The organism is Burkholderia sp. MSMB1072 (assembly GCF_001524725.1).
In the GTDB taxonomy this organism is placed as follows: Bacteria; Pseudomonadota; Gammaproteobacteria; order Burkholderiales; family Burkholderiaceae; genus Burkholderia.
Window position 1 is genome coordinate 561425 of the sequence record NZ_LOYC01000030.1, and the last position, 20085, is coordinate 581509.

Annotated in this window: 19 protein-coding genes; 3 read left to right on the forward strand and 16 right to left on the reverse strand. The window is 67.8% G+C overall.

Going from position 1 to position 20085, the window contains the following annotated elements; all coding sequences use genetic code 11:
- Positions 1-37: 37 nt before the first annotated feature.
- Positions 38-1459 carry an NAD(P)/FAD-dependent oxidoreductase gene (locus tag WS89_RS15865; protein WP_059791851.1) on the reverse strand — a complete coding sequence of 474 codons (1422 nt, stop codon included), beginning with the start codon at positions 1457-1459 and terminating at the stop codon, positions 38-40.
- 276 nt (positions 1460-1735) lie between these two features.
- Between WS89_RS15865 and WS89_RS15870 the strand changes: the two genes are divergently transcribed.
- Positions 1736-2383 carry a TetR/AcrR family transcriptional regulator gene (locus tag WS89_RS15870; protein ID WP_059791976.1) on the forward strand — a complete coding sequence of 216 codons (648 nt, stop codon included), beginning with the start codon at positions 1736-1738 and terminating at the stop codon, positions 2381-2383.
- 71 nt (positions 2384-2454) lie between these two features.
- Here the strand turns inward: WS89_RS15870 and WS89_RS15875 are convergent, their stop codons facing one another.
- The 4 genes from WS89_RS15875 to edd all read right to left on the reverse strand — a co-directional run bounded on the left by WS89_RS15875 (position 2455) and on the right by edd (position 7340).
- Entirely contained in the window at positions 2455-2958 is a 504-nt protein-coding gene (locus WS89_RS15875; protein WP_059791853.1) for a gluconokinase, read from the reverse strand.
- 13 nt (positions 2959-2971) lie between these two features.
- Positions 2972-4333 carry a GntP family permease gene (locus WS89_RS15880; protein WP_059500979.1) on the reverse strand — a complete coding sequence of 454 codons (1362 nt, stop codon included), beginning with the start codon at positions 4331-4333 and terminating at the stop codon, positions 2972-2974.
- 504 nt (positions 4334-4837) lie between these two features.
- A complete protein-coding gene (gene eda / locus WS89_RS15885) occupies positions 4838-5464 on the reverse strand; it encodes a bifunctional 4-hydroxy-2-oxoglutarate aldolase/2-dehydro-3-deoxy-phosphogluconate aldolase (protein WP_059500978.1) in 627 nt (208 codons plus the stop codon).
- Between the two features lie 19 nt (positions 5465-5483).
- On the reverse strand, positions 5484-7340 hold the full coding sequence (gene edd, locus WS89_RS15890; RefSeq protein ID WP_034206405.1) for a phosphogluconate dehydratase: 1857 nt from the start codon (positions 7338-7340) through the stop codon (positions 5484-5486).
- Between the two features lie 294 nt (positions 7341-7634).
- Here edd and WS89_RS15895 point away from each other — a divergent pair, with 294 nt between their 5' ends.
- Positions 7635-8480, forward strand: a complete 846-nt coding sequence (locus WS89_RS15895) for a MurR/RpiR family transcriptional regulator (protein WP_034206404.1) — start codon at positions 7635-7637, stop codon at positions 8478-8480.
- Between the two features lie 96 nt (positions 8481-8576).
- On the opposite strand, the gene WS89_RS15900 is transcribed toward WS89_RS15895, so the two are convergent.
- The 9 genes from WS89_RS15900 to WS89_RS15940 form a co-directional block, all read right to left on the reverse strand.
- The gene (locus WS89_RS15900) at positions 8577-8999 is read right to left on the reverse strand and encodes a CopD family protein (protein ID WP_095211718.1); all 423 of its coding nucleotides are present in this window, start codon (positions 8997-8999) and stop codon (positions 8577-8579) included.
- 23 nt (positions 9000-9022) lie between these two features.
- Positions 9023-10294, reverse strand: a complete 1272-nt coding sequence (locus WS89_RS15905; RefSeq protein ID WP_059791855.1) for a glutamate-5-semialdehyde dehydrogenase — start codon at positions 10292-10294, stop codon at positions 9023-9025.
- A 212-nt stretch (positions 10295-10506) separates the two neighbouring features.
- On the reverse strand, positions 10507-11601 hold the full coding sequence (gene holA / locus WS89_RS15910) for a DNA polymerase III subunit delta (RefSeq protein ID WP_059791857.1): 1095 nt from the start codon (positions 11599-11601) through the stop codon (positions 10507-10509).
- An 18-nt stretch (positions 11602-11619) separates the two neighbouring features.
- Entirely contained in the window at positions 11620-12171 is a 552-nt protein-coding gene (locus WS89_RS15915) for an LPS-assembly lipoprotein LptE (protein WP_006476923.1), read from the reverse strand.
- A 38-nt stretch (positions 12172-12209) separates the two neighbouring features.
- The gene (gene leuS, locus WS89_RS15920; RefSeq protein WP_059791859.1) at positions 12210-14804 is read right to left on the reverse strand and encodes a leucine--tRNA ligase; all 2595 of its coding nucleotides are present in this window, start codon (positions 14802-14804) and stop codon (positions 12210-12212) included.
- Between the two features lie 181 nt (positions 14805-14985).
- On the reverse strand, positions 14986-15426 hold the full coding sequence (locus tag WS89_RS15925) for an ExbD/TolR family protein (protein ID WP_059500973.1): 441 nt from the start codon (positions 15424-15426) through the stop codon (positions 14986-14988).
- Between the two features lie 24 nt (positions 15427-15450).
- Positions 15451-16119 carry a MotA/TolQ/ExbB proton channel family protein gene (locus WS89_RS15930; protein WP_059791861.1) on the reverse strand — a complete coding sequence of 223 codons (669 nt, stop codon included), beginning with the start codon at positions 16117-16119 and terminating at the stop codon, positions 15451-15453.
- Between the two features lie 18 nt (positions 16120-16137).
- A complete protein-coding gene (dapB, locus tag WS89_RS15935; protein WP_034206397.1) occupies positions 16138-16935 on the reverse strand; it encodes a 4-hydroxy-tetrahydrodipicolinate reductase in 798 nt (265 codons plus the stop codon).
- Positions 16936-17000: 65 nt separating this feature from the next.
- A complete protein-coding gene (locus WS89_RS15940) occupies positions 17001-17795 on the reverse strand; it encodes an outer membrane protein assembly factor BamE (RefSeq protein WP_059500970.1) in 795 nt (264 codons plus the stop codon).
- A 141-nt stretch (positions 17796-17936) separates the two neighbouring features.
- On the opposite strand from WS89_RS15940, the gene fur reads away from it, so the two are divergent.
- Entirely contained in the window at positions 17937-18365 is a 429-nt protein-coding gene (gene fur / locus WS89_RS15945; RefSeq protein WP_006753314.1) for a ferric iron uptake transcriptional regulator, read from the forward strand.
- Between the two features lie 94 nt (positions 18366-18459).
- Here fur and WS89_RS15950 read toward each other — a convergent pair whose 3' ends face one another.
- Both WS89_RS15950 and alc read right to left on the reverse strand, forming a co-directional pair.
- On the reverse strand, positions 18460-18993 hold the full coding sequence (locus WS89_RS15950; protein ID WP_059791863.1) for an ureidoglycolate lyase: 534 nt from the start codon (positions 18991-18993) through the stop codon (positions 18460-18462).
- Between the two features lie 13 nt (positions 18994-19006).
- The gene (alc, locus tag WS89_RS15955) at positions 19007-20014 is read right to left on the reverse strand and encodes an allantoicase (RefSeq protein WP_059791867.1); all 1008 of its coding nucleotides are present in this window, start codon (positions 20012-20014) and stop codon (positions 19007-19009) included.
- Positions 20015-20085 lie beyond the last annotated feature (71 nt).

Consider the following 20085-nt stretch of genomic DNA (forward strand, 5'->3'; position numbering starts at 1 on the left):
CGCATCGGTTTTTTCATGGGCGCGCGCGGGACGAAGATCAGAATGAAATCATCCGCCCCGGGTTGAGCGCGCTCATCACGCTCATCGCGGCCTTCGCGGCGGGAATCGCGATCGGCGACAACTGCCGGCCGAGCGGAATCGCGCGGTGGTCGATGCCCGTGAGCATCGAGAAATCGTCGTTGCGGCCGACGAAATCGTCGCAGATCGCCTTGCCGATCCGCACCGTCTGCGCGACGCCGTGGCCGCTCCAGCCCTGCACCATGTACATCGGCACGCGGCCGTCGGTCTTGCGGCTGTCGGTGGCGCCGTTCAGCGTGAAGTCGCTGACGCCGCTCCAGCAGTAGTCGAGCGCGAAGCTGCCATCGGCCTGCGGAAACACCGTGTTCAGCCGCGTCAGCAGATACGCGTTGACGTCGGGCTGCGCCCAGCAACTGCCGGTGCCCTGCCCGCCGAACAGCAGGCGGTTGCCGCGCACCGGCCGGTAGTAGTCGATCTGGAACTGCGTGTCGTACACCGGCATGCCGGCGGGCATCAGCGTCGCGACGTCGACGTCGAGCGGCGCCGTCACGCTCACGTACGTGAAGAACGGCACCGTGGTCGCCGCGCCGTCGTCGAGCAGCCGGAACGTCGTGTTGTGCAGCGCGAGCACGACACCCTTGCGCGCGGTGATCGTACCGCCGGGCGTCGTCGCGACGACGCCGGCCGGCGTCTCGTCGAGCTCGAGCACCTCGGTGCCTTCGAACAGCGCGCCGCCGTTCAGCCGGAAGCCGTGCACCATGCCACGCACCAGCGCGAGCGGGTGAATCTGGCCGCCGAGCGCATCGATCGCCGCGCCGTGATACAGCCCGGAGCGCACGTATTCGTCGTGCAACTGATGGCGGCCGACGAGCGTCACGCCCGCATCGCCGAGATGGCGGCGCGCATCCGCGCCGTCGAGCAGCGCGCTCATGTGGCCGGGGTGAACCGCCGCCGTGACGTGGCCGCGCTTGCGGTCGAGATCGAGCGCGTAACGCACGCCGATCTCGTCGATCAGGTCCATCGACTCGGCGGATGCGAAGCGCCACAGCCGCTTCGCATCGTCGTGCGACAGGTGGTCGATCATGTCGGCGGCTTCCCAGCGCGCGAGGCCGGGCGTCAGTTGCCCGCCGTTGCGGCCCGACGCGGCCGAGCCGACGTGATGCTTGTCGACGAGGATCGTATCGATGCCCGCTTGCGCGAGATGCAGCGCAGCCGATGCGCCGAGCAGGCCCGCGCCGATCACGAGCACGTCGCACACGGCGTCGCGCGCGAGCGGCACGCTGTTTTCGTGGCGCGACAGCGACGCTTCGTACCAGTTCGCTGGACGCGCGCCGTCGTAGCGGGCCGGATCGCACCAGTTCCAGTTGTCTTTTTCGATGTTCAGTTGCGTTTGCTCGAAACGCGCTTCGCCCTGGATCAGGGGCTTGTTATCGGACGTCATGATTGCACTTGCATGGTCTTGGGCCGCCTGTCGAAGAGCCTTCTGGCTTCGCGGGTGGGGCAGCCGGTTCCACTTGGGTGTCAACGAGAAAGGAGGCGCGAGGGCCCGTGTTGACGGCGAGCACGCTCGTGCCGCCTGGATCCCGGACTGTGCGAAAGCACGTATCGAAAGGTGCCGGGACACCCAATTTCTACACCGCAGAAATAATTCTACAGTGTAGAATAAGCTTTCGTCAAGTTTACAGCCGGCGCCATGCCGGCCGGCCAGCCCGTCTCGATGAAAGACAAACCCGCCCAAGGCCCGCGCGGCCTCGACAAGGACGCGATCGTCGCGGCCGCGCTCGCACTGCTCGAGGACGTCGGCGAAGCCGCGTTCAGCGTGCGCAAGCTCGCGCAATCGGTCGGCTGCGATCCGATGAGCGTGCTGTATCACTTCAAGTCGAAGGAGGGCCTGAGTCGCGCGATCGCGAATGCGCTGTCGCGCTCGCTCGTGCCGGTCGATCCGTCGCAGCCGTGGCGCGAACGGCTGCGCGATCTCGCGCGCCAGTACCGAGCGCTCGCGCTGCGCTACCCGGCCGCGTTCGCGCTGCTGCAGCGGCACATGAGCACGGGGCCGGCCGATCTCGCGCACATCGAGGCCGTGCATCGCGCGCTGACCGACGCCGGCATCCCGCGCGCGGCGCTGCCGTCGGTATGCGTCGGCTGGTACGCGAGCGTGATCGGCCTCGCCGCCGCCGAAGCGGGCGGCCTCACACGGCCCGCGAACGACGTCGAGCTCGCGGAAATGCACGCGCTGTCCGACGCCGGGCATCCGCTCGTCAAATCGGCCGCCCCGCTCTATGCGCGGCTCGATCCGGCCGTCGTACACGACACGATGCTCGACGTGCTGCTCGACGGCATCGCGCAACGCGCGCGCACCGCCTGACCGGCATACGCGCCGCCAACGAAAAAGGCGCCCGAAGGCGCCTTTTTCATGACGACGGCCGCGAACCGCGCTCAGTGCGGGTGCGGCAGGCCGATCTTCAGCATGACCTGATCGACGATCTGCTCGGGCGTCAGCTCGATGCTGACCTCGATCGCTTCGTCCGGGCCCGGCTCCTCGAGCGTATCGAGCTGGCTTTTCAGCAGCGACGGATCGAAGAAATGGCCGGTGCGGCTCTTCAGGCGCTCTTGCAATACCTCGAACGAGCCCTTCAGATACACGAACCGCACGTCGGTATCGGCGCCGCGCAGCACGTCGCGGTACGAGCGCTTCAGCGACGAGCACGTGAACACGGCCGTTTCGCCGGCGCGCTGCTTTTCCTCGATGGCCGCGCGAATCGTGCGCAGCCACGGCCAGCGGTCTTCATCGGTCAGCGGAATACCGTGGTGCATCTTTTCCTTGTTCGCCGCGCTGTGAAACGCGTCGCCATCGGTATAGCTGCACGACAGGCGTTCCGCCAGCATTTCGCCGATCAGCGACTTGCCCGCGCCCGACACGCCCATTGCGATCAGAATCATTGACTACCCCTTGTTACAGAACCATGCTCAGCAGCAACGTGAAACTGAGACCGAGCACCGAGATGATGGTTTCAAGCAGCGACCAGGTCTTGAACGTCTGACCGACCGTCATCCCGAAGTATTCCTTGATCAGCCAGAAACCGCCGTCGTTCACGTGCGAGAAGATCAGCGAGCCCGAGCCGGTCGCGAGGACCAGCAGCTCCGGGCTGACCGCCGTGCCGGCCGCCGCCGCGATCGGCGCGACGATGCCGCAGGCCGTCGTCATCGCGACCGTCGCCGAACCCGTCGCGAGACGCATCAGCGCCGCGACGAACCAGCCGAGCAGCAGCGGCGACAGGTGCGCGTGCTTCGCGGTCTCGACGATCTGCTGCGAGATCCCGCTGTCGCGCAGGACGCCGCCGAAGCCGCCGCCCGCGCCGACGATCAGCGTGATGCCGGCGATCGGCGCCAGGCACTCGCCGCAGAACTTCTGGATCTGGTCGCGGTTGAAGCCCTGCAGCTTGCCGAACGTGAAGAAGCTCACGAGCACGGCGATCAGCAGCGCGACGTCCGAGTTGCCGGCAAAGCGCAGCAGGTTGTTCGGCAGCGACTTCGGCGCGAACACCAGGTCGGCCCAGCTGCCGACGAGCATCAGCACGACGGGCAGCAGGATCGTGAACAGCGTGATGCCGAAGCTCGGCAGTTCGCGCTTGCGGCCATCCGCGTTCGAATCGACGAATTGCGATGCGAGCGGGTTGTTGTCCGGCAACTTCACGAACTTCGAGATCATCAGCGCGAACAGCGGACCCGCGATGATCGCGGTCGGCACGCCGACGACCAGGCCGAATGCGATCGTCTTGCCGATATCGGCGCCGTATTGCTGGACGGCCAGCAGCGCGGCCGGGTGCGGCGGGATCAGCCCATGCACGACCGACAGGCCGGCCACCATCGGCAGGCCGACGACGAGCAGCGACTTGCCGGTGCGCTTCGCGACGTTGAACGCGATCGGGATCAGCAGCACGAAGCCGACTTCGAAGAACACCGGCAGGCCGACGATGATCGCGACGAACATCATTGCCCAGTGGATGTTCTTTTCACCGAACCAGTCGATCAGCGTGGTCGCGATCCGTTCGGCGCCGCCCGATTCGGCCATCATCTTGCCGAGCATCGTGCCGAGGCCGACGACGATCGCAATGTGGCCGAGCGTGCCGCCGGTGCCCGTTTCGAACGACTTGACGATCTTGTCCATCGGCATGCCGACGACGAGGCCGAGGCCGAGCGAAACGATGATCAGCACCAGGAACGGGTAGATCTTGTAGCGCGCGATCATCAGGATCAGCGCGGCAATCGCGATCAGCGTGAATACGAGCAGCATGCTGCCTTGGACGGCCCCCATGTGGCACTCCTCCTAGAATTGTTCGAACCGGGCGAGTCGTTGCGAGTATGCCCGGCTATGCAGGTCTCCGAAACACGGGGGTACCCCCCCGTCAGGACGCTGAATTTTACTTATCTTTGCGATCCGCGGATAGAACCGGTTCCATCAGCAAAAACCCTCGGTAAAACAAGCACTAACGCTTGCTTTCCGAGGGTCAAGGGCCTGTTCGCGCCAGTAACGGGCTTGCGCTGGCCACCAGAAGGGCCGAGCGCAAGGAATGCGACGAAGCGAATACTTGGCGTATTCGCGAGGAGCATGACGCAGCGATTGGCCCTTCTGGTGGCCAGCCCCACGAATTATTTTTCCACAAACACGGGAACGAGCCTTTCCGCCCACATTGCGGCGTCGTTCGTCGCTTGTTTGGCTCGGCCAAACGGCGCTCCTCACTCCTTGCACTGCGGGCGGAAAGGCTCGTTCGCAAGCCCGTTACTGGCGCGAACAGGCCCTTGTCATCCGGTACAAGTCTTAGCGGGGCAACTGGCTCGCCGCTTGCGCGAGACGCGTGACTTCCGCCCAGTCCTGCGCGGCGAGTGCGGCCTTCGGCGTGAGCCACGAGCCGCCGACGCACACGACGTTCGGCAGTTTCAGGAAGTTCGGCGCGGTGTCGACCGTGATGCCGCCGGTCGGGCAGAACTTCAGCGCCGGGAACGGGCCGTGGAACGCCTGCAGCATCGGCACGCCGCCCGCCTGCTGCGCGGGGAAGAACTTCACGATCTCGTAGCCGAATTCGAGCGCCTGGATGATGTCGCTCGGCGTCATCACGCCCGGCAGCAACGGCAGGCCGGCGTCGAGCGACGCGAGATGCAGCTCCTTCGTCAGGCCCGGCGACACGCCGAACGTCGCGCCCGCGCGCTTGGCCTGCGCGCAATGCTCAGGCTTCGTGATCGTGCCGACGCCGACGACGATGTCGTCCGCGAGCTGGCTCGCGCGCTGGATCGCCTCCAGGCCCGCCGGCGTGCGCAGCGTGATCTCGAGCACCTTCACGCCGCCCGCGTGCAACGCGCGCGACACGTTTTCGCCCTGCTCGACCGAGTCGAACGCGAGCACCGGAATCACCGGGCCCAGCTTCACGATTTCAGCAATCGTCTTCATTGAATTGGCTCCTTGAAATTCATGCGGCGACGCTGACGGCCGTTTCGCCGACCAGCGCCCCGAAAACCGATGCGCCCTGCTCGGCCGGCGCCGCGGCCGCGCGGAACACGCCGAACAGTTCGCGCCCGAAACCGACTTCGTTCTCGGCCTGGTGCTGCGGCTGCGCGACCGGGCGCGCGTGCCACTCGGCGTCGTCGATCTCGATGTCGAGCACGCCGGCTTCCGCGTCGATCACGAGCGTATCGCCCGTCTTCACCTTGCCGATCGGGCCGGCCAGCAGCGCTTCCGGCGACACGTGGATCACCGCCGGCACCTTGCCCGACGCGCCCGACATGCGGCCATCGGTCACCAGCGCGACATGGAAGCCCTGATCCTGCAGCACGCCGAGCAGCGGCGTCAAACGGTGCAGCTCGGGCATGCCGTTCGCGCGTGCGCCCTGGAAGCGCACCACCGCGACGAAATCGCGCTTCAGCTCGCCGCGATCGAACGCTTCCTGCACGGCCTCCTGCGAGTCGAACACGATCGCGGGCGCCGTCACCTTGCGGTGCTCCGGCGCGACCGCCGAGATCTTGATCACGCCGCGGCCGAGCCGGCCTTGCATCAGGCGCAGGCCGCCGTCCGGCTGGAACGGGTCGCGAATGCCGCGCAGCACCTTCGTGTCGTGGCTCTCGGCCGCACCGTCGACCCACGTCAGCTTGCCGTCGATCAGCTTCGGCTCCTTCGTGTAGTGCGACAGGCCCTTGCCCGCGACCGTCGTCACGTCTTCGTGCAGCAGCCCGCCTTCGAGCAGGTTGCGCACCAGGAACGCGACACCGCCCGCCGCGTGGAAGTGGTTCACGTCGGCCTTGCCGTTCGGGTAGATCTTCGCGAGCAGCGGCACGACGGCCGACAGCTCGTCGAAGTCGTTCCAGTCGATCAGGATGCCGGCCGCGCGCGCGATCGCGACGAGATGCAGCGTGTGGTTGGTCGAGCCGCCCGTCGCGAGCAGCGCGACGATCCCGTTGACGATCGCCTTTTCGTCGATCACGTGGCCGATCGGCGTGTAGTGGCCGCGCTCGACGGTCAGGTCGAGCACGCGGCGCGCGGCCTCGGCCGTCAGCGCGGTGCGCAGCGGCGTATGCGGGTGAACGAACGCCGAGCCCGGCAGGTGCAGCCCCATCAGCTCCATCAGCATCTGGTTGCTGTTCGCGGTGCCGTAGAACGTGCAGGTGCCGTGGCCGTGATACGCGGCCGATTCGGCTTCGAGCAGCGCGTCGCGGCCGACCTGGCCGGTCGCGAACTGCTGGCGGATCTTCGCCTTGTCGTCGTTCGACAGGCCGCTCGTCATCGGGCCGGCCGGCACGAAGATCGTCGGCAGGTGGCCGAACTGCAGCGCGCCGATCAGCAGGCCCGGCACGATCTTGTCGCAGATGCCGAGGCAGAGCGCCGCATCGAACATGTTGTGCGTGAGCGCGATCGCCGTGCCCATCGCGATCGCCTCGCGCGAGAACAGCGACAGCTCCATCCCCGGGTTGCCCTGCGTGACGCCGTCGCACATCGCCGGCACGCCGCCCGCGAACTGCGCGACCCCGCCGTTCTCGCGCGCGGCCGCCTTGATGATCTCGGGGAAATCCTTGTACGGCGCGTGCGCGGACAGCATCTCGTTGTACGAGGACACGATGCCGATGTTCGGCTCGCGAATCGCCTTGATCGCGAACTTGTCGTTGCCCTCGAGGCCCGCGAAGCCGTGCGCGAGGTTCGCGCACGACAGCGCGCCGCGCGCCGGGAACTTGCCTTGCGCGCCGTCGATGCGCTGCAGATAGGCGGAACGGGTCGATTGGCTGCGGGCGATCACGCGTTCGGTGACCTTCGCCAGAGTGGGGTGCAGCGACGTCATGCTGGGCGCTCCTGTATGCCGGCCGACACCGGCGGTTGGAATCGTGGGGACGGTCGAGCTTCGTCGATCGAACGAAGGCAGTCTAGTAGAAAAACTACAAGCACGCAATGCCGATCGACTCACTCGCAACCGTTATTCCCGCCACCAGCAAGGGTTTAATCAGTGAAAACCCTAATTCACGCTGCTGATCCCGCACCGAAATCTTCACGACTGGGCTAGTATTTTCATGTAGATTTTCTACAATTCGATTGCGATACACTCGCTCATCCGAACCCGATTTCCATTCGCCGTCCCATGCTGCCTCGCATTGAAGCGATCCGCGCCGAGTTGCGCCCGTCCGAGCGCAAGCTCGCCGACTACATTCTGGCCGCGCCGCGCGAGGTGCTCGACCTCGCGATGACCGAGCTGTCGACTCGTGCGGGCGTCAGCCAGCCGACGATCGCGCGCTTCTGCCAGGCGCTCGGCTGCAGCGGCTTTCGCGAATTCAAGATCCGGCTCGCGCAGAGCGTGGCGCCGGGCGTGTCGTCGGTGTATCGCGACGTCGAGCCCGACGAACCGGCGCCCGGCATCATCGGCAAGGTGTTCGACCGCACGATCGGCGCGCTGATCGAAGTGCGCAACAGTTTGTCAGCGGGCAGCGTCGCCGACGCGATCGCGCTGCTGTCAAACGCGTCGCGCATCGAGTTCTACGGCGCCGGCGGCTCGGGCATTGCCGCGCAAGACATCCAGCACAAGTTTTTCCGGCTCGGCGTGCCGAGCGTCGCGTATTCGGATCCGCACACGTTCTCGATGTCGTCGGCGCTGCTCGGGCCGCACGACGTCGTCGTCGCGATCTCGAACACCGGCCGCACGCGCGACATCGTCGACGCCGCGCGCTCCGCGCTCGCGTGCGGCGCGAAAGTCGTCGCGATCACGCAGAGCCATTCGCCGCTCGCGAAGCTCGCGACGGTCAGCCTCGCGTCGAACGTCGCCGAGGAAACGGACGTGTTCTCGCCGATGACGTCGCGGATGTCGCATCTCGCGATCGGCGACATTCTCGCGGTCGGTGTCGCGCTGTCGCGCGGGCCGGCGCTGATGGAACGGGTCGGTCGCGCGAAGGAAGCGATCACGCGGCGCCGGATCGACGACGCGAAGGATTGAGCCGGCGACGCACGGACCGCACGTCAACGAACAACGGCGCCCCGAGGGGCGCCGTTGCGCATGATTCGGCGGCGACGTAACCGCCGGCCGCGCCGCTCAGAACGGCTTGATCACCACCAGCGCGACCGCCGCGAGCATGCCGAGCACCGGCAGTTCGTTGAACACGCGATACCACTTGTCGGTGCGGCGGTTCTCGCCGCGCTCGAACACCCGCAGCAGGTGCCCGCAATACGCGTGGTAGATCACGAGCAGCAGCACCACCGTCACCTTCGCATGGATCCAGCCCTGCCCCTGCCCGATGCCGATCGCGAGCCAGAGCCACAGCCCGCAGGCCAGCGCCGGCACCGCGATCATCGTCATGAAGCGGAACAGCTTGCGCGCCATCAAGAGCAGGCGCCGCACCGCGGCCGGATCGGTCTCCATGGCCAGGTTCACGTAGATGCGCGGCAGATAGAAGAGCCCCGCGAACCACGCGGCGATCAGAACGATATGGAACGTCTTGACCCAGAGCATTGCCATTGGTGATGCGCCTCGTTGTTGACTTATTGACGGCCTTCGCCGTGCCCGAGCACCACGTATTTCAGCGACGTCAGCCCTTCCAGGCCGACGGGGCCGCGTGCGTGCAGCTTGTCGTTCGAGATGCCGATTTCCGCGCCGAGGCCGAATTCGAAACCGTCCGCGAAGCGCGTCGACGCGTTGACCATCACGCTCGCCGAATCGACTTCGCGCAGGAACCGCATCGCGCGGTCGTGATCCTCGGTGACGATCGCATCCGTGTGATGCGAGCCGTAGTGGTTGATGTGCTCGATCGCGGCGTCGAGCCCGTCGACGACCTTGATCGCGAGCACCGGCGCGAGATACTCGGTGTGCCAGTCTTCTTCGGTCGCGTCGACGAGCGGGCCGACGCCCGCATCGGCGAGCACCGCGCGCGCGGCCGCGTCGACGCGCAGTTCGACCTGCTTGTCGCGATACAGCTTGCCGAGCGGCGGCAGCAACTTCTCCGCGATGCCGCTCGACACGAGCAGCGTCTCCATCGTGTTGCACGTGCCGTAGCGGTGCGTCTTCGCGTTGTCGCACACCGTCAGCGCCTTGGCCAGATCGGCGCGATCGTCGACATACACGTGGCAGATGCCGTCGAGGTGCTTGATCATCGGCACGCGCGCCTCGTTGATCAGGCGCTCGATCAGGCTCTTGCCGCCGCGCGGCACGATCACGTCGACGTATTCGGTCATCGTGATCAGCTTGCCGACCGCCGCGCGATCGGCCGTCGCGACGACCTGCACCGCGTCCTGCGGCAGCCCTGCCGCCGCGAGCCCTTCGCCGATCAGCTTCGCGAGCGCGGTATTCGATTCGAGCGCCTCGGAGCCGCCGCGCAGGATCGTCGCGTTGCCCGACTTCAGGCACAGCGCGGCCGCGTCGATCGTCACGTTCGGGCGCGACTCGTAGATGATGCCGATCACGCCGAGCGGCACGCGCATCTGGCCGACCTGGATCCCGCTCGGGCGGAACTTGAGGTTGCCGATCTCGCCGATCGGATCGGCGAGCGACGCGACCTGGCGCAGCCCTTCGACCATCGTCTTCAGCGCCTTGTCCGACAGCGTCAGGCGATCGACGAACGCCGCATCGAGCCCCTTTTCGCGGGCGCGGGCAACGTCGCGCGCATTCGCATCCTTCAGCGCCTGCGCGTCGCGTTCGATCGCGCGGGCCACGGCGTCGAGCGCCGCGTTCTTCGCGGCCGTGCTGGCGCGCGCCATCGCGCGGGAAGCGTGCCGGGCGCGGCGGCCCAGGTCGGTCATGTACTGATCGATATCCATCGTGTGACTCGAGAAGCGAGCCGCGCGGAGCGGCATGAATTCGTGGGGAAGCATGGGCCGGCCATCCGGGGGCCGGCCATCCGAGGGACGACCATCCGGGCGCGACGATCCGCGGGACAGCCATCCGTGCAGGGCAGCGGCCGATATGCCGCGCCAGCCATCGAAGCATTGTAAGCGGGTTGCGCAGCGCGCGCTGACGGCCCGGACGGGACCTAGCGTCGCACGCGACCCGCGGTCGGCGGTCGCTCGCCGCGGGCACCCGCGACCGTCATCGCAAGCTGGAACAGCCCGTCCCACGGGTCGGGCGGCGGCTCGTCCTGCGTGCGGCGGCCCGGTGCGACGGCCGTGAGCCCCTTGACCTGCCGGTCGAGCTTCGCGGCGAACGCGAGCGCCTTTTCGAGCACCGCTTCCGACACGCGGTTCAGCGCAGGCGCGATCAACCGCTCGCGCGGCCCCCACACGCGGTTCTCGCGCAGCAGCGTCGCGAGCGGCTTGCCGGCCGTCGTGCCGCGCTTGATCCGCAACAGCGTGCGCAACTCCTCGACGACGGCCCACATCACGAGCACGATCGCCTCGCCCTCGCCCTTCAGCCCGTCGATCATCCGCGCGAGCCGCGCGGCGTCGCCGGCGAGCATCGCTTCGTTCAGCTTGAACACGTCGTAACGCGCGACGTTCAGCACCGCGTCGTGCACCTGCTCGAACGACAGCGCGCCCTGCGGATACAGCAGCCCGAGCTTCTGGATTTCCTGGTGCGCGGCGAGCAGGTTGCCCTCGACGCGCTCCGCGATGAACTGCAGCGCGCGGCGCCCGTCGTCGCCCGGCGCGGCGCGCTGGCCCTGCATCGCGAGTCGCTGGCCGATCCAGTTCGGCAACTGCGCACGGTCGACCGGATCGATCTTCAGCGCGACACCGCCGTTCTGCAGCGCGGTAAACCAGGCGGATTTCTGCGTGGCCGCGTCGAGGCGCGGCAACGTGACGAGCATCAGCGCGTCCGGATTGGGCGTCGCCGCGAGCGTCTTCAGCGCATCGGCGCCTTCCTTGCCGGGCTTGCCCGACGGAATGCGCAGCTCGATCAGCTGGCGCTCGCCGAACAGCGACATCGCCTGGGTCGCGCCGAGCAGCACGCTCCAGTCGAAACCGCGCTCGACCGTATGCACCGAACGCTCGGTGAAGCCGGCCGCGCGCGCGGCCGCACGAATGCGGTCGCACGCTTCCTGCGCGAGCAGCGGCTCGTCGCCGTAGACGGTATAGAGCCCGGCCAACCCCTTCGCGAGGTGCGGCTCCAGCGCATCAAGTCGCAATTGCATCGCTGCGTGCGCCCGCGATCAGAGCGGCGGCGGTGGCAGCGGCGCGCGCGGCGCCACGCCCGGCACCACGTCCTCCGGCGCCGGCGTCAGCGAGTGGACGATCGCGAGACGCCGCATCAACTGATCGACCGCGTCGTTCTGCATGTCGCCGTACAGGATGTCGGCTTCCTGCGCCTTCGCGTTCGTGTACTGGTCGCTGTACGTCATCGCGCGGTTCAGCGCGATCGCGCTCGGCGGGATCAGCACGGTGCCGTCCTTGCTCGTCAGCGTGTAGTTCAGCGTGTAGAACAGCGCGTATTCCTGCGCGGAGCCGTACTTGTTGAGCGTCAGCGTGTTCTGGCCACGCGACTCCCACATGCGCAGCACGGCGTCGGCGTCGTCCGCCGACTTGACGATCTTCGTGTCGCTGCCGGCCTGGACGAGGCGCGTGAGCCGCGCCTCGACGGGCGCCGGCGCACCGGCCACGAACAGGTGCTTGAACGCGTAATCCTGCTGGCCGCGCAACTGGAAGCCGCATGCCGACAGCACGACCGTGCTGCCGACGAGCATCAAAAACGATCTGCGGATCACCTTCGCTCCTTCTGGGTACGTCCGACGGCCGGCGGCCGTCAGACGACGATGTTCACGAGGCGGCCCGGCACGACGACGATCTTCTTCGCCGGCTTGCCGTCGCTGAATTTCGCGAATGCCTCGTCGGCCACCGCCGCCGCTTCGATCGCGTCGCGGCTCGCGTCCTTCGCGACCTTCAGCGCACCGCGCACCTTGCCGTTCACCTGCAGCACGAGTTCGATCTCGGCCTGCTCGAGCGCGGCCTCGTCGACCTTCGGCCACGGCGCATCGAGCAGCGGGCCGAATTCGTCCGCGTAGCCGAGCGCCTTCCACAGCTCGAACGTGACGTGCGGCACGACCGGGTACAGCACGCGCAGCAGCACGCCGTAGGTCTCGCGCAGCACGGCGGGCGTCGCGCCCTTCGCGCCGTCGATCGCGTTCAGCATCTTCATCGCGGCCGACACGACCGTGTTGTACTGCAGGCGCTGGTAGTCGAAATCGGCCTGCTTCAGCACGCCGTAGATCTCGCGGCGCAGCGCCTTGTCGGTGTCGCCGAGCGCGGCGGCGTCGAAGCCCGCGCGCGCGGCGAGCGCTTCGCGATTCGCGTAGCCGAAGCTCCACACGCGGCGCAGGAAGCGACTCGCGCCCTCGACGCCCGCGCCCGACCACTCGAGCTGCTGCTCGGGCGGCGCCGCGAACATCGTGAACAGGCGCGCGGTGTCGGCGCCGTACTGGTCGATCAGCAGTTGCGGATCGACGCCGTTGTTCTTCGACTTCGACATCTTTTCGATGCCGCCGAGCACGACCGGCTGGCCATCCGCATTCAGCGTCGCGCCGACCGGGCGGCCCTTGTCGTCGTGCGTGACCGTCACGTCGAGCGGGTTGTACCAGGTCTTCTTGCCCGCCGCGTCTTCGCGGTAGTACGTCTCGTTCAGCACCATCCCCTGCGTGAGCAGGTTCTTCGCCGGCTCGCCGAACTTCACGAGGCCGAGGTCGCGCATCACCTTGGTCCAGAAGCGCGAATACAGCAGGTGCAGGATCGCGTGCTCGATGCCGCCGATGTACTGATCCATCGGCATCCAGTAATCGGTGCGCGCGTCGACCATCGTCTCGGCGTCCGGCGCCGTGTAGCGCGAGAAGTACCACGACGAATCGACGAAGGTGTCCATCGTGTCGGTTTCGCGCTTCGCGGCCGCGCCGCACTTCGGGCACGTGCAGTTCAGGAACGCTTCGGACTTCGCGAGCGGGTTGCCCGAGCCGTCCGGCACGAGGTCTTCCGGCAGCACGACCGGCAGATCCTGCTCCGGCACCGGCACGTCGCCGCACGACGGGCAGTGGATGATCGGGATCGGCGTGCCCCAGTAGCGCTGGCGCGACACGCCCCAGTCGCGCAGGCGCCACGTGACCTGCTTGTCGCCGAAGCCGCCGGCCTTCAGGTCGGCGGCGACCGCGTCGACCGCTTCCGTGTAGCGCAGGCCGTCGTACTTGCCGCTGTTCACGCAGACCGCGGTTTCCTTGTCGCCGTACCACTCCTGCCATGCGTCGAGCGAGTACGTCTGCCCTTCGCTCGCGATCACCTGCTTGATCGGCAGATCGTATTTCTTCGCGAACGCGAAATCGCGCTCGTCGTGGCCCGGCACGCCCATCACCGCGCCTTCGCCATAGCTCATCAGCACGTAGTTGCCGATCCACACCTCGACCGGCTCGCCGGTCAGCGGGTGCTTGACCGAGAAGCCGGTCGCGACGCCCTTCTTCTCCATCGTCGCGACGTCGGCCTCGGCGACGCCGCCGCGCTTGCACTCGTCGATGAACGCGAGCAGCTCCGGCTTGTCCTGCGCGAGACGCGTGGCGAGCGGGTGCTCGGCCGCGATCGCGCAGAACGTGACGCCCATGATGGTGTCGGCACGCGTCGTGAACACGCGCAGCAGCTTCTGCTCGCCGTCGAGTTCGTACGGGAAGCCGAAGTTCACGCCGAAGCTCTTGCCGATCCAGTTCTGCTGCATGATCTTCACGCGCTCGGGCCAGCCGAGGCCGTCGAGGTCGTTCAGCAGCTCATCCGCGTACTGCGTGATCCGCAGGTAGTACATCGGGATCTCGCGCTTCTCGACGAGCGCGCCCGAGCGCCAGCCGCGGCCGTCGATCACCTGCTCGTTCGCGAGCACGGTCTGGTCGACCGGATCCCAGTTCACGGTGCCCGTCTTCTTGTACGCGATGCCCTTCTCGAGCATCTTCAGGAACAGCCACTGGTTCCACTTGTAGTAGTCGGGCTTGCACGTCGCGATCTCGCGCGACCAGTCGATCGCGAGGCCCATCGACTGCATCTGGCCCTTCATGTAGTCGATGTTGTCGTAGGTCCACTTCGCGGGCGGCACGCCGTTGGCCATCGCGGCGTTCTCGGCCGGCATCCCGAATGCATCCCAGCCCATCGGCATCAGCGTGTTGTAGCCGTTCATCCGCAGATAGCGGTACATCACGTCGTTGATCGTGTAGTTGCGCACGTGACCCATGTGCAGCTTGCCGGACGGGTACGGCAGCATCGACACGCAGTAGAACTTCGGCTTCTGCGAATCTTCCTTCGTCTTGTAGGCATCGGCTGCGCGCCAGTCGCCCTGGGCGGCGGCTTCGACGTCGGCGGGTACGTATCTCTCGTGCATGGTGTGGTTCGGGCTAGGCTTTAGGCGGCGCGACGGCGCGCGCGCAGGATTGGATCGAAATCGTGCGTGCCCGGCGCAGGAACGTGCTGACCGGTTCCGGGCCGGGAAAAACGTCGATTATACCGCCCGTGCGGGCCCGCACGGCCGGTCTCGCGGGCCGGCGGCCCGCAACGACGACGGATCAGGGCTTCGCGCCGGCGGCGCCGGCCGGCGGCACGTCGGTCACGAAGCCGATCCGCGTGAGGCCCGCGGCCTGCGCGGCGCCCATCACCTGCGCGATCACGTCGTAGCGCGTCGCGCGCGACGCGCGCAGCCGCAGTTCGGGCGGCGCGGCGCCCGCGGCGGCGGCCCGCAAGCGCGCGGGCAGCGCGTCGATCGCGACGGGCGCGTCGTCCCAGTAGAGCTTGCCCGCGTCGTCGATCGACAGCGTGACGGATTGCGGCGTGTCGCGCGCGACGCCGGCCGCGACCTTCGGCAGGTCGAGCCGGATCGCGTGCGTCATCAGCGGCGCGGTGATGATGAAGATGACGAGCAGCACGAGCATCACGTCGATCAGCGGCGTCATGTTGATTTCCGCCATCGGCGCGGACGTCTTGTGGTGCTCGAGCCCGCCGAATGCCATGATCGTTCCTCCGGAGCCGGCGCGTCAGGCGCCCTGTGCGCACACGAATACGTGCAGATCGCGCGCGAAGCCGTCGAGTTCCTCGGCGAGCTGCCGGACGAGCCGGCCGAGGATGTTGTACGCGAGCACCGCGGGAATCGCGACGACCAGCCCGAACGCGGTCATGATCAGCGCCTCGCCGACCGGCCCCGCGACGTTCTCGATCTGCGCCTGCCCGCTCGCGGCGATGCTGCCGAGCGCGTGATAGATACCCCACACGGTGCCGAGCAGGCCTACGAACGGCGCGGTGCTGCCGATCGACGCGAGCAGCACCTGGCCGAATTCGAGGCGCCGCTGCGAGCGCAGCATCGCATGACGCAACGCGCGCAGCACGCGCTCGCCGCGCTCGACGCGCGCGGCCAGCGCGGTGGGATCGTGGTCGCCGGCCGCGTCGCGCGCGGCTTCGGCGAGCGGCACGAACACGCGCTCGCGATCGGCGCCGGCGAGCGCGGCGATCCCCGCGTCGAGCGACGGTGCGCGCCAGAACGCGGCGAGCGCGCGCGGCCCCTGCCGCTTCGCGCGGACCAGCAGCCAGGCTTTCATGAGGAGGAAGCACCAGCTGGCGACGGACATCGCCAGCAGCACATAGGAGACGGCGTGCGTGATCGCATCGCCGCTTTCGAGGTAGTGGACAACGCCGGTGGGAATCGCCATCGGAGTTTCCTCGCGGGGTCAGCGCAGGCCGAGCACGTCCTGCATGTCGAACAGGCCGGCGCCGCGCGCCGACAGGAACCGGACCGCGCGCAGCGCGCCCTGCGCGTACGACACGCGGCTCGACGATTTGTGCGTGATCTCGATGCGCTCGCCGATCCCGGCGAACAGCACGGTGTGGTCGCCGACGATGTCGCCGCCGCGCACCGCGGCAAAGCCGATCGACGACGGATCGCGCTCGCCCGTCACGCCGTGGCGGCCGTACACCGCGCAGTCGTCGAGCGAGCGGCCGAGCGCGCCAGCCACGGCCTCGCCCATCATCAGCGCGGTGCCCGACGGCGCGTCGACCTTGTGGCGGTGATGCGCCTCGATGATCTCGATGTCGTAGCCGTGCGAGAAATGCTTCGCCGCGAATTCGAGCAGCTTCAGCGTGACGTTCACGCCGACGCTCATGTTCGCCGCGAACACGATGCCGAGCTTGGCCGCAGCGGCCTGCAGTTCGGCCTTCTGCTCGGCGGTGAAGCCGGTCGTGCCGATCACGAGCTTCACGTCGTGGCGCAGTGCGGCCTCGATGTGGGCCATCGTGCCTTCCGGCCGCGTGAAATCGATCAGGTAGTCGGCCTGCGCGAACACGGCGTCGAGGTCGTCGGTCAGCTTGACGCCGGTGTCCTTGCCGAGGAACGCACCGGCGTCCTGGCCGAGGAACGGCGAACCGGCGCGGTCGAGCGCGCCGACGAGCTGCGCGTCGGCGTCGTTGAGAACGGCTTCGATCAGCATCCGGCCCATTCGGCCCGATGCGCCGGCAATCGCAATCTTCATGGCTTTCTACACGACAGGTCTAAAGGCGGGCGGCGCATGCCGCCCCGTTTCCGCACGCCGGCCGCTTACTGGGCCGGTGCGGTGAGCGGCTGGTTCTGCAGGTTGTCCGAGCCTTGCGGGCCGACCGGCGGCGACGCCTCGTTCGACACGTTCGGCTGCGGCGGACGATGGAACTGGAACTGCGGCTGGATCGCCGGCGCAGCGCCCGGCGGCTGGCCGCCCGGCACCGGCGCGCCGCCCGAGGCCTGCGCGGCCGGCGTGAACCGGCGCGAACCCGAACCCTGACCCGACACCTGGTTGGTCGCGCGGTTCGCCGCGCGCGCCGCCTGGGCGTTCGCATCCTGGTCGACCGCCGCGCCGGACGCCGGCACCGTGGCCGGGCTCGCGGCAGCGGCAGCCTCCGCGGCGCTCGCGGCGGCGGCTTCGGAAGCCTTCTTCGCCGCGGCAGCGGCCTTCGCCTTCTTGCCGCCGCGGTCGCCGTCGATGTCGGCCAGCAGGTCGAGCTCGGACGGCAGGTTGTCGGCGCCGGTCCAGCTCGCCACGCGATCGCCCGAGAAATTGACCACGAGGTCGCGCTGCTGGACGATCGACGTCGAGCCGCGCTTGAAGTAGAAAAGGTAATCCCAGCGATCCGCGTGGAACATGTCCGCCAGCAGCGGCGTGCCGAGCAGCGCGCGGACCTGCTCGCGCGTCATCCCGACCTGCAACTGTGCGGCCTTCTCCTGCGACACGAAGTTGCCTTGCACGACGGTGATCCGATACGGCGTGATGCTCTGCGCAATGCGCTGCGTCACGCTGTCGTACGACGAACAACCCGCCAGCGCGACAACGGCGGCGGCAGCGATGATGGCACTTCGCATGCGACTCCTCTGAAAGTGCGAAAGCGATTCTGGGATCATTTCCTTCACCGTGCTGGCCCGCGTGCAGGCCGCGCGTATATCTGGAACGGCGAAAAGCCGGTAACATTGAAGCCCTGCATTGTACTCTAGGGATGCCTAGCCATGACCAATCCGACGGATCTCAAGAATATCGGGCTAAAGGCCACCCTACCGCGCCTCAAGATTCTCGAGATCTTCCAGCAGAGCCCCGTGCGCCACCTGACGGCCGAAGACGTCTACCGCAACCTGCTCAACGAGCAGCTCGACATCGGGCTCGCGACCGTCTACCGCGTGCTCACGCAGTTCGAGCAGGCCGGCCTGCTCACGCGCAGCAACTTCGAATCCGGCAAGGCGGTGTTCGAGCTGAACGAAGGTTCGCATCACGACCACCTCGTGTGCCTCGATTGCGGCCGCGTCGAGGAATTCTTCGACGCCGAGATCGAGAGCCGCCAGCAGGCGATCGCGAAGGAGCGCGGCTTCCGGCTCCAGGAGCATTCGCTCGCGATGTACGGCTCGTGCACGACCGAGAACTGCCCGCACCGCAAGCACTGACTCGCGCCACCCGCGCACGCAGCACGGCCCGGCCGGCATCTCGCCGCCCGGGCCGTCTGCTTTTTTGGGCGAGCGTGCCGCGCGCCCGGCATGCTTACGAAAGCCCTTCGACGCCCGCGCAGGCCGACTCGAAATCGAGTGCCCACGCACGTTCCAGCGGAATCTCGTCGCAGTTCGGCTGCGGGCCGCCGCGATCGACGATCACGAAATCGCTGACCGCGTCGAGCGCGAGCAGCGGATGGTGCCAGACGCCCTTCGCATAATTGACGCCCTGCCAGCCTTCGGCCAGGAACGCGCGCATCGCGTCGGGCCGGAATTCGCCGGCCGGCGCGACGACGATCGCGTAGCGCGACACCGCCGCGAGCGGAATGAACGCCTGGCTGCCGTGCGGGTGACGCTCCATCAGCGTGACCGCGACCGGCAGCGCACGCGGCTGCGCGCGAAACACGCTGACGAGCGGCCGGCCGCCGTCCGCGCACACGTCGATCGTCGCGAGATCGTGAAAGCGCTCGGTCGTGCCGCCGTTGATCGGGAAATGCCGCGCGCCTTCGAGCGCGATCACGTCGCCGAACGGCGCGAACGCTTCGCGGGTCAGGCGCTCGACGCGCAGGATGGGAGTTCCGCTCATGCCGCTGCCTCCTTCAAGCCGGCTCGCCCCACAGACGCAGGCGCGACACGCCGCCGTCCGGGAAGATGTTGAACCGCACGTGCGTGACGGGGCCGAGTGCCGCGAGCGAGTCGAACGTGTGCACGTGATCCATCTGCAGCTTCTGCTCGCCGAGCAATTCGGCCCAGAACATCGCCTGCGTGACGAGCGAATCGTCGGTGCCGCCCGTCACGTGCGCGGCCTGCAGCGAGCAGCGGTCGGGGTAATTGCCCTTGAAGAACGCCGTATCGATCTCGACGCGCCGGATGATGCCCGGCCGCGCGAGCGCGATGATCGCCCAGTCGTTGCCGGGCTCGCGGCGCCGCCGCGTTTCCCAGCCGTCGCCCATGTTCGCGCCGCGCCCCGGCATCAGCATCTGCGACGCCGGGCCGAAGTGCTGGTTGTTCGCGGCCACCAGGTAGCCGCCGTTCTCGATCGCCGCGAGATCGACGAGCTCGCCGGCCGGCACGTGGCGCCAGTCGCGCTGCGGCTGGCCGTACACGCGCAGCCGCGCGAGCCCGCCGTCCGGATACAGGTTCACGCGCAGGTGCGTGACCGGCCGCGCATCGTCGACGCTCACGTAGTGATGCGAATTGCCCTGCAGCGTCGTCGCGGGAACGATCGTGCGCCATTCAGCGTCGTCCGGCGGCGTGTCGCCGTCCACCGCGCAGGCCTCGATCGACGCGGCCGGCGGAAAGTTGCCGGTGAAGTGGCTCGTATCGAGATCGACGCCATGGATCACGCCCGGCCGCGCGAGCCGGACCACGCAGAAGTCGTGGCCGGTCGTACGCTTGCGGCGGGTTTCCCAGCCGTCCATCCACTTGCCGTGGTCGTCGTACTTGCCGGGAATGAAGACGGCCGGCTCGGGATCGAGCATGCGCTCCTTCGGCGCGAAGAATTCGTCGCTGGCGAAAAGCGCCTGCGCGCCCAGGCGCGGGTCGGCGAGGTTCATGTAGCGCCGCGTGAAAGCCGGCGCGTTCGGATCGAGGATGGGGGCTGCCATGTCGTCTCCATTTTTTTGACAAGCGCCGGCGCATCGGCGCGCCAGTCGCATGAAGTGCGCTCGCGCGGTGC